The organism is Microvirga tunisiensis (assembly GCF_009296175.1).
GTDB classification, from domain to species: Bacteria; Pseudomonadota; Alphaproteobacteria; order Rhizobiales; family Beijerinckiaceae; genus Microvirga; species Microvirga tunisiensis.
In genome coordinates this window covers 1-16,049 of record NZ_VOSK01000148.1, presented here as the reverse complement: position 1 = coordinate 16,049, position 16,049 = coordinate 1, and the positions used below count along the sequence as shown (strand labels likewise).

General features: G+C 63.3%; 11 protein-coding genes. All 11 read right to left on the bottom strand.

The genetic code is table 11. The features are described from left to right. The coding region (locus FS320_RS25890) for a GTP-binding protein (RefSeq protein ID WP_244627385.1) at positions 1-127 on the bottom strand (127 nt) is incomplete at its 3' end. Between the two features lie 45 nt (positions 128-172). Further along, positions 173-2,248: an elongation factor G gene (fusA, locus tag FS320_RS25885; RefSeq protein WP_152714777.1), complete on the bottom strand. Its 2,076-nt coding sequence runs from the start codon at positions 2,246-2,248 to the stop codon at positions 173-175. A 21-nt stretch (positions 2,249-2,269) separates the two neighbouring features. Next, entirely contained in the window at positions 2,270-2,740 is a 471-nt protein-coding gene (gene rpsG, locus FS320_RS25880) for a 30S ribosomal protein S7 (RefSeq protein WP_152714775.1), read from the bottom strand. A 33-nt stretch (positions 2,741-2,773) separates the two neighbouring features. Further along, positions 2,774-3,145, bottom strand: a complete 372-nt coding sequence (gene rpsL / locus FS320_RS25875) for a 30S ribosomal protein S12 (RefSeq protein ID WP_009764294.1) — start codon at positions 3,143-3,145, stop codon at positions 2,774-2,776. 579 nt (positions 3,146-3,724) lie between these two features. Beyond that, positions 3,725-7,900 carry a DNA-directed RNA polymerase subunit beta' gene (gene rpoC / locus FS320_RS25870; protein WP_152714773.1) on the bottom strand — a complete coding sequence of 1,392 codons (4,176 nt, stop codon included), beginning with the start codon at positions 7,898-7,900 and terminating at the stop codon, positions 3,725-3,727. A 109-nt stretch (positions 7,901-8,009) separates the two neighbouring features. Next, positions 8,010-12,140: a DNA-directed RNA polymerase subunit beta gene (rpoB, locus tag FS320_RS25865; protein ID WP_152714771.1), complete on the bottom strand. Its 4,131-nt coding sequence runs from the start codon at positions 12,138-12,140 to the stop codon at positions 8,010-8,012. A gap of 256 nt (positions 12,141-12,396) precedes the next feature. Continuing rightward, a complete protein-coding gene (gene rplL, locus FS320_RS25860; RefSeq protein WP_152714769.1) occupies positions 12,397-12,774 on the bottom strand; it encodes a 50S ribosomal protein L7/L12 in 378 nt (125 codons plus the stop codon). 52 nt (positions 12,775-12,826) lie between these two features. Next, a complete protein-coding gene (gene rplJ, locus FS320_RS25855; protein ID WP_162003236.1) occupies positions 12,827-13,345 on the bottom strand; it encodes a 50S ribosomal protein L10 in 519 nt (172 codons plus the stop codon). Positions 13,346-14,069: 724 nt separating this feature from the next. Then, a complete protein-coding gene (locus FS320_RS25850) occupies positions 14,070-15,080 on the bottom strand; it encodes an RNA polymerase sigma factor (RefSeq protein ID WP_338105485.1) in 1,011 nt (336 codons plus the stop codon). Further along, a complete protein-coding gene (locus tag FS320_RS50280) occupies positions 15,046-15,321 on the bottom strand; it encodes a sigma factor (RefSeq protein WP_338105484.1) in 276 nt (91 codons plus the stop codon). Before FS320_RS50280 ends, FS320_RS25850 begins: the two co-directional genes overlap by 35 nt. Before the next feature lie 49 nt (positions 15,322-15,370). Further along, the gene (locus FS320_RS25845) at positions 15,371-15,793 is read right to left on the bottom strand and encodes a YciI family protein (RefSeq protein WP_152714768.1); all 423 of its coding nucleotides are present in this window, start codon (positions 15,791-15,793) and stop codon (positions 15,371-15,373) included. Between the last annotated feature and the right edge of the window lie 256 nt (positions 15,794-16,049).

Genomic DNA, 16,049 nt, shown 5'->3' with positions numbered 1-16,049 from the left:
TCGCGCCCCCGGACTCCGCCAGAACCTTCGTGATCGCCGCCGTCAGAGACGTCTTGCCATGGTCCACGTGACCAATCGTCCCAATGTTGCAGTGCGGCTTATTGCGCTGAAACTTTTCCTTCGCCATCGTGGCACCCGTTCCTTTGATCGTTCAAATATTCGCTTAGTGGGTTCAGGCGTATTTCGCCTGAACCTCGGCAGCCACGTTCGACGGCACTTGCTCGTAGTGGTCGAACTGCATGGTGTAGTTGGCCCGGCCCTGGCTCATGGAGCGCAGGGTGTTCACGTAGCCGAACATGTTGGCGAGCGGGACCATCGCGTTGATGACCACGGCATTGCCGCGCATGTCCTGACCCTGGATCTGGCCACGACGGGAGTTCAGGTCACCGATGACCGAACCCGTGTAGTCTTCAGGGGTCACGACCTCGACCTTCATCACCGGCTCGAGCAGAACCGATCCGCCCTTCTGGAGGGCTTCACGGAGAGCGGCGCGAGAAGCGATTTCGAAGGCAAGGGCCGACGAGTCGACTTCGTGGAAGGCACCGTCGATGAGTTCGACCTTGAGATCGACCACCGGGAAGCCGGCAACGACGCCAGCGCCCACGACCGACTGGAGGCCCTTCTCGACGCCGGGGATGTATTCCTTCGGAACCGAACCGCCGACGATCTTCGAGTCGAAGGAGAAGCCTGCACCCTGCTCGTTCGGCTGGACGACCAGCTTCACGCGAGCGAACTGGCCGGTACCGCCGGTCTGCTTCTTGTGGGTGTAGTCGATCTCGGCCCTCTTCGTGATCGTCTCGCGATAGGCGACCTGAGGAGCGCCGACATTCGCATCGACCTTGTAGGTACGACGGAGAATGTCGACCTTGATGTCGAGGTGAAGCTCGCCCATGCCCTTCAGGATCGTCTGGCCCGACTCCTGGTCGGTCGAGACGCGGAAGGAAGGGTCCTCAGCGGCCAGCTTCGAGAGAGCCAGACCAAGCTTTTCCTGGTCGGCCTTCGACTTCGGCTCGATCGCGATCTCGATGACCGGCTCCGGGAATTCCATGCGCTCGAGGATCACGGCCTTGACCGGATCGCAGAGCGTGTCGCCGGTGCGGACGTCCTTGAGACCAGCCAGGGCAACGATGTCGCCGGCAAAAGCCTCCTTGATGTCCTCGCGGTTGTTCGAATGCATGAGAAGCATGCGACCGACACGCTCTTTCTTGTCGCGGGTCGAGTTCAGGATCGATGAACCTGCATCGACCTTGCCCGAATAGACGCGGCAGAACGTGATGGTGCCGACGAAGGGATCGTCCATGATCTTGAAGGCAAGCATGGCGAAGGGCTCTTCGTCCGACGGACGGCGAACCGTTTCTTCTTCGGTCTTGTAGTCGATGCCCTTGATCTCGCCGCGATCCACGGGGGACGGCAGGAAGTCGACGACAGCGTCGAGAAGGGGCTGAACGCCCTTGTTCTTGAAGGCCGAGCCGCAGAAAACCGGATGGAAGGCGCGACGCTGCACGGCCGTACGGACGAGACGGCGCAACGTCGCGTCGTCGGGCTCCTGGCCGTCGAGGTAGGCGCCCATGGCGTCGTCGTCCATTTCGACGGCAGCCTCGACGAGCTTCGTCCGGTATTCCTTGGCTTGATCGAGAAGATCGGCCGGAATGTCGGTTTCCTCGAAATTCGCGCCGAGCGCTTCGCCGGACCAGACGATCGCCTTCATCTTGACGAGGTCGATCACGCCCTGGAAGTTGCTCTCAGCGCCGATCGGCAGCTGAAGGCAGACGGGCTTGCCGGCCACGCGGTCGATGATGTCGGCGACGCACTTGAAGAAGTCGGCGCCGGTCTTGTCCATCTTATTGACGAACACGATACGCGGAACGTCGTACTTGTCGGCCTGACGCCACACGGTTTCGGTCTGGGGCTCAACGCCCTGGTTGCCGTCGAGAACGCAGACGGCACCGTCGAGCACACGCAGCGAACGCTCGACTTCGATGGTGAAGTCGACGTGGCCGGGGGTGTCGATGATATTCAGGCGCTTGTCGTTCCAGAAGCAGGTGGTGGCAGCGGACGTGATCGTGATGCCACGCTCCTGCTCCTGCTCCATCCAGTCCATCGTCGCGGCGCCGTCGTGCACTTCACCGATCTTGTGGGACTTCCCGGTGTAGTACAGGATGCGCTCGGTCGTCGTGGTCTTGCCGGCATCGATGTGGGCCATGATGCCGAAATTGCGGTAGTCCTCAATCGCGTGCGTGCGGGGCATCGCTAAGCTCCTTAAGGGCCGTTACCAGCGGTAATGCGAGAACGCACGGTTGGCTTCCGCCATACGGTGGGTGTCTTCGCGCTTCTTGACGGCATTGCCGCGGTTGTTCGAGGCATCGAGCAGCTCGGCCGAGAGACGCTCGACCATCGTCTTGTCATTGCGGCCGCGAGCAGCCTGGATGATCCAACGGATGGCGAGGGCCTGACGGCGCTCGGTGCGAACCTCGACCGGGACCTGGTAGGTCGCACCGCCGACGCGGCGGGAACGAACCTCGATCGCCGGAGCGACGTTGTCGAGGGCCTGCTTGAAGACCTCGAGCGGGTTCGCCTTGGCGCGGCTCTCGATGCTGTCGAAGGCACCGTAGACGATGCTCTCTGCAGCGGACTTCTTGCCGTCGTACATGATGGAATTCATGAACTTCGTGACGATGATATCCCCGAACTTCGGATCCGGGATGATCTCACGCTTTTCGGCGCTATGGCGGCGGGACATGAGCTAGCTCCGACCTGAATTGATGTTAACGGCTTACTTCGGCCGCTTCGCGCCGTACTTCGAACGACGCTGCTTACGGTTCTTCACGCCCTGGGTGTCGAGGACACCGCGGAGGATGTGGTAACGGACACCCGGAAGGTCCTTCACACGGCCGCCGCGGATCATGACCACGGAGTGCTCCTGAAGGTTGTGACCCTCACCCGGGATGTACCCGATGACTTCAAACCCGTTCGTCAGACGAACCTTGGCGACCTTACGCAGAGCCGAGTTCGGCTTCTTCGGGGTCGTCGTGTAAACGCGCGTGCACACGCCGCGCTTCTGCGGGCAGGCCTCAAGCGCGGGAACCTTATTCCGGCTCTTTTGCGCCGTCCGCGGCTTGCGGATCAGCTGAGAGATCGTTGGCATCCTGTGCCCTCTTTCACCAGCCACCGACCCGGTGGCCTTTGAGTGTCTTCAACGGTTGAACGCTGCGCTTCGCCTCTGCGGACCTTTTAGGTTGCACAAAACGAAGCCACGCCGTTGACTTGGATAAGCCCCTGGCGCGGTGCGGTTGCAGAGGACCACGATATTGAGACCGCGGTCGTGCCCTAAATCTGACGTGTGTCAGTCAAGGTTGAGTTCGGCAGCATTTAGGTGGCATCGGTCGAAGCTAGGCGCTTCGACTGGCGAAAACCTACGGCCAGCCGGAAAGTCCGGTTTGTCTAGCCTCCGAGTCGCGGAAAGTCAACAGGTTTCCGCTAACCAATCGGAAAGGTTCCGACCTTGGGGGCCTCGGCGTCGGGCTCAGGTCCTATTTGGGATGGCTTATGGCCCGTGCAAGAGGACGATGAGCGCTTTTCCTGCCCTTTGCTGCCCACCGGATCCGAGGCTCCCCAAGGTAAGGCAAAGCGAGCCCAGGCTGCGGTCAAGCGCCCTCCCCCATACAATGAAAACGAAAAGGCCGCCCGGAGGCGGCCTTTCCAATCTCAATAGAGCCCAGCCAGGTTATTCTGCCGCCGGAGGCAGCTCGCTGACCTGAGCCTTGGACTCGGAGCGCTTCTGCTGCAGGATCAGCTCGTCGCGATGCGTAGCGACGGCCTTGACCTGAGCGGTCAGCGCACCCGTACCGGCCGGGATCAGGCTGCCGACGATGACGTTCTCCTTGAGGCCCTCGAGGGTGTCGACCTTGCCGTTGACCGCCGCCTCGGTGAGGACGCGGGTGGTCTCCTGGAAGGACGCCGCCGAGATGAAGGAGCGGGTCTGCAGCGAGGCCTTGGTGATACCGAGCAGAACCGGCGCTCCTTCGGCGGGCTTCTTCTTCTCGGCCACGAGACGCTCGTTGATCTCCTCGAGTTCGAGACGATCGACCTGCTCGCCGTTGAGCAGCTCGGAATCGCCGCCATCGGTGATCTCGACCTTCTGCAGCATCTGGCGAACGATCACTTCGATGTGCTTGTCGTTGATGAGCACGCCCTGGAGGCGGTAGACCTCCTGGATCTCGTTCACGAGGTAGGCGGCAAGCTCCTCGACGCCCTTGATCGCAAGGATGTCGTGCGGAGCCGGGTTGCCGTCGACGATGAAGTCGCCGACTTCGACCACGTCGTTATCCTGCAGGTGGATGTGCTTGCCCTTCGGGATCAGGTACTCCACCGGCTCCGAACCGTCGTGCGGGTTCAACGTCAGGCGACGCTTGCTCTTGTAGTCACGGCCGAACTGGATCGTGCCGGACTTCTCCGCAATGATCGCCGCGTCCTTCGGACGACGGGCCTCGAACAGCTCCGCCACGCGCGGCAGACCGCCCGTGATGTCGCGGGTCTTGGCGCTCTCGGTCGAGACGCGGGCGAGGATGTCGCCGGCCTTGACCTTCGAGCCCGGATCGGCCGCGAGGATCGCATCCACCGGCAGCAGGTAGCGGGCATCGCCACCACGGGCGACCTTGGCAACCTTGCCGCCGGCACCCTGGATGACCACCGCCGGACGCAGATCGGCCGTACGCGGAGAACCGCGCCAGTCGATGACCACGCGCTTGGCGATGCCGGTCGACTCGTCCATCGACTCGATCATCGATGCACCATCGACCAAGTCCTCGTAGCCCACCGTACCGTCGATCTCCGTGAGGATCGGACGGGAGTACGGATCCCACTCGGCGATCCGCTGGCCGCGCTTGATCGTGTCGCCTTCGTCCACCTTCAGACGGGAGCCGTATTGCATGCGGTGGACCGCCCGCTCGGTGCCGTCGGAGCCGATGACCACGACAGCCACGTTGCGGCCCATGACGACGAGGTCGCCGTCGGAGTTGCGCGCAATATTCTTGTTGCGGAACCCGATCGTGCCCTCGAAGCTCGACTCGATGAAGGACGAATCCGCGATCTGGGCCGCGCCGCCGATGTGGAAGGTACGCATGGTCAGCTGCGTGCCCGGCTCGCCGATGGACTGCGCTGCGATGACGCCCACTGCCTCGCCGTGGTTGACCGGGGTACCCCGGGCCAGGTCGCGGCCGTAGCAGGTGGCGCAGACGCCGTTCTTCGACTCGCAGACGAGCACGGAGCGGATCTTCACCTCCTGGATACCGGCAGCGCCGATGGCCTCGAGGTGATGCTCCTCGATCATCGTGCCCGTCGGGACGATGACGGTGCCGTCCTGGGCGACCAGGTCCTCCGCCGTGGAGCGGCCGAGGATGCGGGAAGCCAGCGACGCGACCACCTGGCCGGCGTCGATGATGGCCCGCATCTTGATGCCCCTCTCGGTGCCGCAATCCGGCTCACGGATGACCGCGTCCTGCGCAACGTCGACGAGGCGGCGGGTCAGGTAACCCGAGTTCGCCGTCTTGAGCGCGGTGTCGGCCAGGCCCTTACGGGCGCCGTGGGTCGAGTTGAAGTACTCGAGAACGTCGAGGCCCTCCTTGAAGTTCGAGATGATCGGCGTCTCGATGATCTCGCCGGACGGCTTGGCCATGAGGCCGCGCATCGCCGCGAGCTGCTTCATCTGGGCCGGCGAACCACGGGCGCCCGAGTGGGACATCATGTAGATCGAGTTGACCGGCTTGTCGCGGCCGTGCTCGTCCTTCTGCACCGTCGAGATGCGGTTCATCATCTCGGCAGCGAGACGGTCGGAGCACTTCGCCCAGGCGTCGACAACCTTGTTGTACTTCTCGCCCTGGGTGATGAGGCCGTCCTGGTACTGCTGCTCGTAGTCCTTCGCGAGGGCACGGGTCTCCTCGACGATCTCCCACTTGTTCTCCGGGATCACCATGTCGTCCTTGCCGAACGAGATGCCGGCGCGGAACGCATTGTAGAACCCGAGGCCCATGATGCGATCGCAGAAGATGACCGATTCCTTCTGACCGCAATGCCGGTAGACGGCATCGATCATGTTGGAGATCTCCTTCTTCGTCATGAGCTTGTTCACGACTTCGAAAGGGAGCATCGGGTGCTTCGGCAGGAGGCGCGAGAGCATCACGCGGCCGGCCGTGGTGTCGACGATCTTCGAGACCGGCTTGCCGTCCTCGTCGAGGCCTTCCCAGCGGTAGCGGATCTTCGTGTGGAGCGTGATGACCTTCTCGTTCAGGGCATGCTCGATCTCGCCCATGTCGGCGAAGGCCTTGCCCTGGCCGGGCTGACCGTCGGAGACGATGGACAGATAGTAGAGGCCGAGAACGATGTCTTGCGACGGCACGATGATCGGCTGACCGTTGGCCGGGTGCAGGATGTTGTTCGTCGACATCATCAGCACGCGGGCTTCAAGCTGAGCCTCGAGCGAGAGCGGCACGTGGACGGCCATCTGGTCACCGTCGAAGTCCGCGTTGAACGCGGCGCAGACGAGCGGGTGCAGCTGGATCGCCTTGCCCTCGATGAGGGTGGGCTCGAAGGCCTGGATGCCGAGGCGGTGGAGCGTCGGGGCGCGGTTGAGCAGCACCGGATGCTCGCGGATGACCTCGTCCAGGATGTCCCAGACTTCCGGCTTTTCCTTCTCGACGAGCTTCTTCGCCTGCTTGACCGTGGCGGACAGGCCGCGGGCGTCGAGCTTGGCGTAGATGAACGGCTTGAACAGCTCGAGCGCCATCTTCTTCGGCAGGCCGCACTGGTGCAGCTTGAGCTCCGGACCGACCACGATGACCGAACGGCCCGAGTAGTCGACGCGCTTGCCGAGCAGGTTCTGGCGGAAGCGGCCCTGCTTGCCCTTCAGCATGTCGGCGAGCGACTTCAGCGGACGCTTGTTGGCGCCGGTGATGACGCGGCCGCGGCGGCCGTTGTCGAACAGGGCGTCGACGGCCTCCTGGAGCATGCGCTTCTCGTTGCGGACGATGATGTCCGGCGCACGTAGCTCCATCAGGCGCTTCAGGCGGTTGTTGCGGTTGATGACGCGGCGGTAGAGATCGTTCAGGTCCGAGGTCGCGAAGCGGCCGCCGTCGAGCGGCACGAGCGGGCGCAGATCCGGCGGGATCACCGGAACGACCGTCATGATCATCCATTCGGGCTTGTTGCCCGACTGGACGAAGGCCTCGATGATCTTGAGGCGCTTCATGAGCTTCTTGGGCTTCAGCTCGGACGTGGTGACCGCGATCTCCTCGCGGATCTCCTGCGCGGTCTTCTCGAGATCGAGCTCCTGCAGGATCCGGCGGATGGCCTCGGCGCCGATCATGGCCGTGAAGGAATCCTCACCGTACTCGTCCTGAGCACGGATATACTCCTCCTCGGTGAGAAGCTGACGGTCCTTGAGGGGCGTCAGGCCTCCATCGACGACGATGTAGGATTCGAAATAGAGGATGCGCTCCAGATCCTTCAGGGTCATGTCGAGCAGCAGACCGATGCGGCTCGGCAGGGACTTCAGGAACCAGATGTGAGCGACGGGCGCGGCGAGCTCGATATGGCCCATGCGGTCGCGACGGACGCGGGCCAGCGTCACCTCGACGCCGCACTTCTCGCAGATCACGCCCTTGTACTTCATGCGCTTGTACTTACCGCACAGGCACTCGTAGTCCTTGATGGGACCGAAGATGCGCGCGCAGAACAAGCCGTCGCGCTCGGGCTTGAACGTACGGTAGTTGATGGTCTCAGGCTTCTTGATCTCGCCGTAGGACCAGGACAGAATCTTCTCAGGGCTCGCGATCGAGATCTTGATCTGATCGAAGCTCTGCGGCTGGGCCGTCTGGTTGAAGAGATTCATGACCTCTTGATTCATCGCCGTCTCCTGGGCTGAAGGGCGCTAGATAAGCACCCGCACCGGCAATTGCATGGGGCCGCGGCTTCGAAGCCGCGGCCAAACGTCGAACTTGAAGCGCTCAGGGCGCTTACTCGGCCGCCTCGGACGGAGGCAGCTGCCCCGGCTCGTTGGCGGCCTTCTTGGAGTTGGTCAGCTCCACGTTGAGGCCGAGCGAACGCATTTCCTTCACGAGAACGTTGAAGCTCTCCGGAATGCCCGACTCGAAAGTGTCGTCGCCGCGAACGATGGCCTCGTAGACCTTCGTACGGCCGGCCACGTCGTCCGACTTGACCGTGAGCATTTCCTGCAGGGTGTAGGCTGCGCCGTAAGCTTCCAGGGCCCAGACTTCCATTTCGCCGAAGCGCTGGCCGCCGAACTGGGCCTTGCCGCCCAGCGGCTGCTGGGTGACTAGGCTGTAGGGGCCGATGGAACGGGCGTGGATCTTGTCGTCCACGAGGTGGTGGAGCTTCAGCATGTAGATGTAGCCCACGGTCACCTTGCGGTCGAAAGCTTCGCCCGTGCGTCCGTCATAGAGCGTCACCTGGCCCGAAGGGTTCAGACCGGCCTTCTCGAGCATGGCCTCGATGTCCGCCTCCTTCGCGCCGTCGAAGACGGGCGTGGCGAACGGAACACCGCGACGCAGCTTGTTGCCGAGCTCGACGAGTTCCTCGTCCGAGGCCTCCTCGATCTCGGGCATATTGCCGTAGATCGAGACGAGCTGATCGCGCAGCGCGTTGGACTTGCCCGACTTCATGTAGGCATCGACCGCCTGAGCGACCTGCTTGCCGAGACCGGCAGCAGCCCAGCCGAGGTGCGTCTCGAGGATCTGACCCACGTTCATGCGGCTCGGCACGCCGAGCGGGTTGAGCACGATATCCGCGTGGGTTCCGTCCTCGAGGAACGGCATGTCCTCGATCGGCACGATGCGCGACACGACACCCTTGTTGCCGTGACGGCCGGCCATCTTGTCGCCCGGCTGGATCTTGCGCTTCACGGCCACGAAGACCTTGACCATCTTCATGACGCCCGGAGGAAGCTCGTCGCCGCGCTGCAGCTTCTCGACCTTGTCGAGGAAGCGCTGCTCGAGACGCTTCTTCGACTCGTCGTACTGCTTCTGCATGGCCTCGATCTCGGTCATCAGAGCATCGTCTTCGACCGCGAACTGCCACCACTGCGACCGCGGATACTCGTTGAGGAGCTCGCGGGTGATCGTTGCGTCCTTCTTGTAGCCCTTCGGGCCCGCAACGCCGCTCCTGCCGGACAGAATCTCGGCAAGGCGCGCATAGGTGTTGCGGTCGAGGATCGCCTGCTCGTCGTCGCGGTCCTTCGCGAGACGCTCGATCTCCTCGCGCTCGATGGCCTGGGCGCGTTCGTCCTTGTCGACGCCGTGACGGTTGAAGACACGGACTTCGACGATGGTGCCGGTCACGCCCGGGGGCACGCGCAGCGAGGTATCGCGAACGTCGGAGGCCTTCTCGCCGAAGATGGCGCGCAGAAGCTTCTCTTCCGGCGTCATCGGGCTCTCGCCCTTCGGCGTGATCTTGCCGACGAGAATGTCGCCCGCATGGACCTCGGCGCCGATATAGACGATGCCGGCCTCGTCGAGGTTCTTCAGCGCCTCTTCCGACACGTTCGGAATGTCGCGCGTGATTTCCTCAGGACCGAGCTTCGTGTCGCGGGCCATCACTTCGAATTCCTCGATGTGGATCGAGGTGAAGACGTCTTCCTTCACGATCCGCTCGGAGAGCAGGATCGAGTCTTCGAAGTTGTAGCCGTTCCACGGCATGAACGCGACGAGCACGTTCCGGCCGAGCGCCAGCTCACCGTATTCGGTCGAGGGACCGTCAGCGATGATGTCACCCTTGCGCACCATGTCGCCGGCGCGGACCAGCGGCTTCTGCGTGATGCAGGTCGACTGGTTGGAGCGCTGGAACTTCTGGAGACGGTAGATGTCGACGCCGGGACGGGTCGGATCCGTGTTCTCCGTGGCGCGGATGACGATACGGGTCGCATCCACCTGGTCGACCACGCCGGTGCGGCGGGCCGCGATGGCGGCACCCGAGTCCCGGGCCACGACCGCTTCCATGCCGGTGCCGACGAACGGAGCGTCCGCCTGGACCAGGGGAACGGCCTGACGCTGCATGTTCGAGCCCATGAGGGCGCGGTTCGCGTCGTCGTTCTCGAGGAACGGAATGAGCGCGGCCGCGACCGACACGAGCTGCTTCGGCGACACTTCCATCAGGTCGACGCGATCGGGAGCCACGACGATGTTTTCACCGGCGCGGCGGCAGATCACGAGATCTTCCGTGAGGGTGCCGTTGGCATCGAGCGTCGAGTTGGCCTGGGCGATGTTGTACTTCGCCTCCTCCATGGCGGAGAGGTAGATCACCTCGTCCGTCACCCGGCTCTCACGCACGCGGCGGAACGGCGTCTCGATGAAGCCGTACTTGTTGACGCGGGCGAAGGTCGCCAGAGAGTTGATCAGACCGATGTTCGGGCCTTCCGGCGTTTCGATCGGGCAGATGCGGCCGTAATGGGTCGGGTGCACGTCGCGCACCTCGAAGCCGGCGCGCTCGCGGGTCAGACCGCCCGGGCCGAGGGCCGAGAGGCGACGCTTGTGCGTGACTTCCGAGAGCGGGTTCGTCTGGTCCATGAACTGCGACAGCTGCGAGGAGCCGAAGAACTCGCGCACGGCGGCAGCGGCAGGCTTCGCGTTGATCAGGTCCTGCGGCATGACGGTGTCGATATCGACCGACGACATGCGCTCCTTGATCGCGCGCTCCATGCGCAGGAGGCCCAGACGGTACTGGTTCTCCATGAGTTCGCCGACCGAGCGCACACGGCGGTTGCCGAGGTGGTCGATGTCGTCGATCTCGCCCTTGCCGTCGCGCAGGTCCACGAGCGCCTTCGTCACCGCGAGGATGTCCTCGCGCCGAAGGGTGCGCACGGTGTCCTCGGCGTCGAGGTCGAGGCGCATGTTCATCTTCACGCGGCCCACGGCCGAGAGGTCGTAGCGCTCGGCGTCGAAGAACAGCGAGTTGAACATGGCCTCCGCCGTCTCGAGGATCGGCGGCTCGCCCGGACGCATGACGCGGTAGATGTCGAACAGGGCGTCCTCGCGGGACGAAGCCTTGTCGACGGCCAGCGTGTTGCGGATGTACGGGCCGACCGTGACGTGGTCGATGTCGAGAACCGGGATCTCGGCGAAGCCGGAATCGAGCAGCCCCTTCAGCAGCTTCTCGGTGATCTCGTCACCCGCTTCGGCGTAGACTTCGCCGGTGGACGGATTCACGAGGTCTTCTGCGATGTACTGGCCGTAGAGATCCTCATCGGTCGCGCGCAGGTTCTTGAGGCCCTTCTCGGCGAGCTGGCGGGACGTGCGGGCGGTCAGCTTCTTGCCGGACTCGAGCACGACCTCGCCGGACTTGGCGTCGATCAGGTCCACGGCGGCCTTGAAGCCCTTCATGCGCTCGGCATCGAACGGCACGGACCAGGCATCGCCGTCACGCGTGTAGATGATGTGGTTGTAGAAGGTGTTGAGGATCTCTTCCCCGTCGAGGCCCAAAGCGTAAAGCAGCGACGTCGCCGGAAGCTTACGCTTACGGTCGATACGCGCATACACGATGTCCTTGGCGTCGAACTCGATGTCGAGCCAGGAGCCGCGATACGGGATGATGCGGGCGGCGAACAGCAGCTTGCCCGACGAGTGCGTCTTGCCCTTGTCGTGGTCGAAGAACACGCCCGGCGAACGGTGCATCTGGGAGACGATGACGCGCTCGGTGCCGTTCACGATGAAGGTGCCGTTGTCCGTCATGAGCGGCATGTCGCCCATGTAGACGTCCTGCTCCTTGATGTCCTTCACCGAGCGGGCGCCGGTATCCGGATCCACATCGAACACGATGAGGCGCAGCGTAACCTTGAGCGGCGCAGCGAAGGTCATGCCCCGCTGACGGCACTCGTCGACGTCGTATTTCGGCGGCTCGAACGTGTACTTCACGAACTCGAGCAGGGCAGTATTAGAAAAGTCCGAAATCGGGAAAACCGATTTGAAGACGGCTTGCAAGCCCTCTTCCGGCCGGCCACCCTTTGGCTCTTCGACCATCAGGAACTGGTCGTAGGATGCCTTTTGAACCTCGATCAGGTTCGGCATCTCCGCCACTTCCTTGATTTTCCCGAAGAACTTGCGAATGCGCTTCCGGCCGATCAGTGTGTTGGCCATCTGGACCTCGTTCCTCATACACGGCTAATCGAGAACCCCGAGAGACTAGGCTCCTCGATTAGCCGCCCGGCGGCTCAATCCGCCCGCTAACCGCAAGAATTCAGGTCCGTTTTCGGACCTCCTGACGTGCCGCCAAGGCGCCTGCATGAAGCCGGACCTCTTTGACGACACAACGGCCCCAGGCAAAAACGCCTGGGACCGTGTGTTTTTGAACCCGATCGCTCGGGGGTAACCCTGCAGCCTTACGGCCGCAAAATTACTTAAGATCGACCTTGGCGCCGACCTTCTCGAGGGTCGCCTTGATCTTCTCGGCTTCGTCCTTGGAAACGCCTTCCTTAACAGGCTTCGGCGCACCTTCGACGAGGTCCTTAGCTTCCTTCAGGCCCAGGCCCGTGATGGCACGGACTTCCTTGATGACCTCGATCTTCTTGTCGCCGGCACCAGCCAGGACGACCGTGAACTCGGTCTGCTCTTCAGCGGCAGGAGCGCCAGCGCCGGCGCCAGGAGCAGCGGCAACGGCAACGGCCGCAGCAGCGGAAACGCCCCACTTTTCTTCGAGCATCTTCGAGAGCTCAGCGGCCTCGAGAACGGTCAGCGACGAAAGATCGTCAACGAGCTTGGCAAGATCAGCCATTTTTTAGATCCTTAAGTTCAGTTCGAACAGTTTGATGGTTGAGGTTACGGCCTCACGCCGCTTCGCCTGTCTTGGCATAGGCCCCGAATACGCGGGCGAGCTTCGCCGCCGGCGCAGTGCTGAGCTGAGCGATCTTGGTAGCCGGGGCCTGGATGAGGCCGACCAGCTTGCCGCGCAGTTCATCGAGGGACGGCAGAGTGGCAAGTGCCCTCACTCCGTCCACGTTCAGGGCGGTCGTGCCCATTGCGCCGCCGAGGATCACGAGCTTGTCGTTACCCTTGGCGAAATCAACAGCGACCTTGGGCGCCGCGACCGGATCGCTCGAATAAGCGATCAGGGTCGGACCTTTCATAAGGTCCGAGATGGACGCGACGTCCTTGCCTTCGAGAGCGATTTTGGCGAGGCTGTTTTTTGCGACCTTCACGGTGGCGCCGGCCTGCTTCATCTGCGCGCGCAGCTTCTGCATATCGGCGACCGTGAGACCAGCATAGTGGGCAACGACGACAACGCTCGTGGTGTTAAACACGTCGTTGAGAGTCGAGACGAGCTCGCGCTTTGCTGCTCTTTCCACAGGGCTCTCTCCGGTTGGCGGGAATATCCGCCGGTTGCATTTGCCGCTCAAGGCCCGGACTTGCATCCGAGGCATCTTGAACGACGCTCTCGCAAGCCCTGTCCCCCAAATGACGCCTGGCGGCGCACCGGGTGAGATGGTTCGAACCGATCCTTGTCGCCTGCGTTAACAGGCGTAAAACTCGGCTTCCCCGTCTATGCAGGATCTTTCGAATTAAACTGGCAAGCCAGCACCTGCAGTCTCGGACAGGACATAGCCGGAACGCGCCAAAGGTTGCCCTTTGGCTCGCCGGCTTGTCACCGCCCCGTCTCCGGGACGGATTCGCAGCCAAAAGCCCACGCACGAGCGGAGCCTCGGCCTATATTGAAACTCAACGCGTTCTATTAAGCCTTTCTGAAGCATTTGCCAAGAGGCTTTTCGGCGGCCTAGCGCGTTAATTTACGATACGTAATTTCATAGTCGGGCGATCCGGCTCCATTCGCTCAGCTCTCTGCGGAACGCTGGAGCCGGCTCTTCTTCTTTCTCAGGTCGCCCGGGCAGGTCAAACCGATGACGACACAAGTGACCGATCAGCCAGCCGACCTCGGCAATTGAGCTGATCACTTGAGAATGCTGCAGATTTCCGAACGCGCCTCTTGCAACGATGTGATGGCTGGAAGCTTCATATTCAAGAGCCTCCAAAAGGAAAAGCTTGGGGTGTTTGCCTGCGCTACATCACGTCGATTCAGGGGACGCAGGCTGCCGCCCTTCCGAGAAGGAAGGCTTTCTCCGGCCCATTGCGGCTAAGCCTGGCCGCATGCTCGAACTGGACCTTGGCTTCGGGCAGCCGACCCGCCCGGAACAGGAAATCCCCCCTCGCCGCCGGCAGCGGAGCATAGTGGCGCAAGGTGGCCTGGTCGATCTCGTCGAGGAGCGTCAGGCCGGCTTCAGGGCCGAAGGCCCAGCTGTGGGCAACGGCTCGGTTGAGATCGACCACGGGCGAAGGCATGACCAGGCGGAGGATGTCGTAAAGGGCAGAGATCCTGCGCCAATCCGTCTCCTCGGTCCGGTGGGCTCGTGCATGGCAGGCGGCGAGCGCAGCCTGGAGGGCGTAGGGCCCGGCGGCGCCGCCCAGGGCCTCGGCGCGTTTCAGGGCCGCGAGGCCCCGGCGGATCAGAAGCTGGTCCCAGCGGGCCCGGTTCTGCGCGGTCAAGGGAATCGGCGATCCGTCGGGGCCGAGGCGGGCCGCCAGGCGGGAGGCCTGGAGTTCCATCAGCGCGAGGAGGCCGAAGACCTCGGAATCGTTGGGCGCGACACCGGCAAGGATGCGGCCCAGCCGCTGAGCCTCGGCACACAGAGCCGGGCGGATCAGATCCTGGCCGGCGGTGGCCGAGTAGCCTTCGTTGAAGATACGGTAGATCACCTCCAGCACGGAGGAGAGGCGGTCCTGCCGCTCCTGTCCGCGCGGCACCTCGAAGGACAGACCTGCCCTGCCGAGCGTCTTCTTGGCCCGGACGATGCGCTGGGCGACGGTCGGCTCGCTGGAGAGGTAGGCGCGAGCGATCTCCTCCGTCGTCAGCCCGCCGATCAGCCGCAGGGTCAGGGCGGCCCTCGCCTCAGGGGAAAGAATCGGGTGGCAGGCCGCGAAGATCAGGCCCAGCAACTCGTCGCCCACATCGTTGTCCATCGCCGCCTCGATCGCTTCGATGCCGGTGTCGTCCCTATCCGTGAGGCGCGACCGGATGCTTGCGCGCAAGCATCCGGTCGCGCCTCAGGAGGTCGATGGCCCGGCGCTTGGCGGTGGCGGTCAGCCAGGCGCCGGGATTGGCCGGAACGCCGGCTCTCGGCCATTCGGATAGGGCCGTGACGAAGGCGTCCTGTGCCAGCTCTTCGGCCAAGCCCACATCCCGCACCATCCGGGCCAGGCGAGCAATGAGCCTGGCCCGCTCGATCCGGAAGATCGCCTCGATCGCCCGGTGAGGTTCGGTTGCCGCCACGGTCTCGCTCAAGGGGGCGCCGAGCGCCCGGGCCCCCGACAGGCAAGGCTCATTGGCCCGAGGTCCTCTCGCGGCGCTGCCTTTCCCGCTCGGCGATTTCCGGTGTCACGACATCGCCGAAATCGGCCATCTCGTAAAACCGGCGGATCTCGATCTCGCTCGGGCCGAACATCGGGTTGGGGCAGTGCTTCACCCATTCGACCGCCTCGTCCATGTCCTTGACTTCCCAGAGCCAGAAACCGGCGACGAGTTCGCGGGTCTCGGCGAAAGGCCCGTCGATGACGGTGCGGCTGGGGCCGTCGAAGGCGACCCGTTTGCCCTGCGAGGACGGCTTGAGGCCGTCCGCAGTCAGGAGGACGCCGGCCTTGATCAGCTCGTCGTTGAACCGGCCCATGGCCTCGAAAAGCTCGGCCGTGGGCATGACGCCCGCTTCGCTGTCCTCGGTCGCCTTGACCATCACCATCACACGCATCGTCTCATCTCCTCTGAACCACGGAGGCTCTACAGGCTCTCCTGTCTGTATGACGAACGAGCCTCGACGGGATCGACATCCCGTCGAAAGATTTTTGCACCAGGACGGTTCGGAAAGGGACTCGGAAAAATCGGGATAGGGGGGAGCCTCGCGGTTCCACCCCTCCCACACCACCGTACATACGGGTCCGTATACGGCGGTTCGTCGGATTACTCGACTGGCTGGACGTGGACAGAGGCGAGGCCGAGGCCTCTGA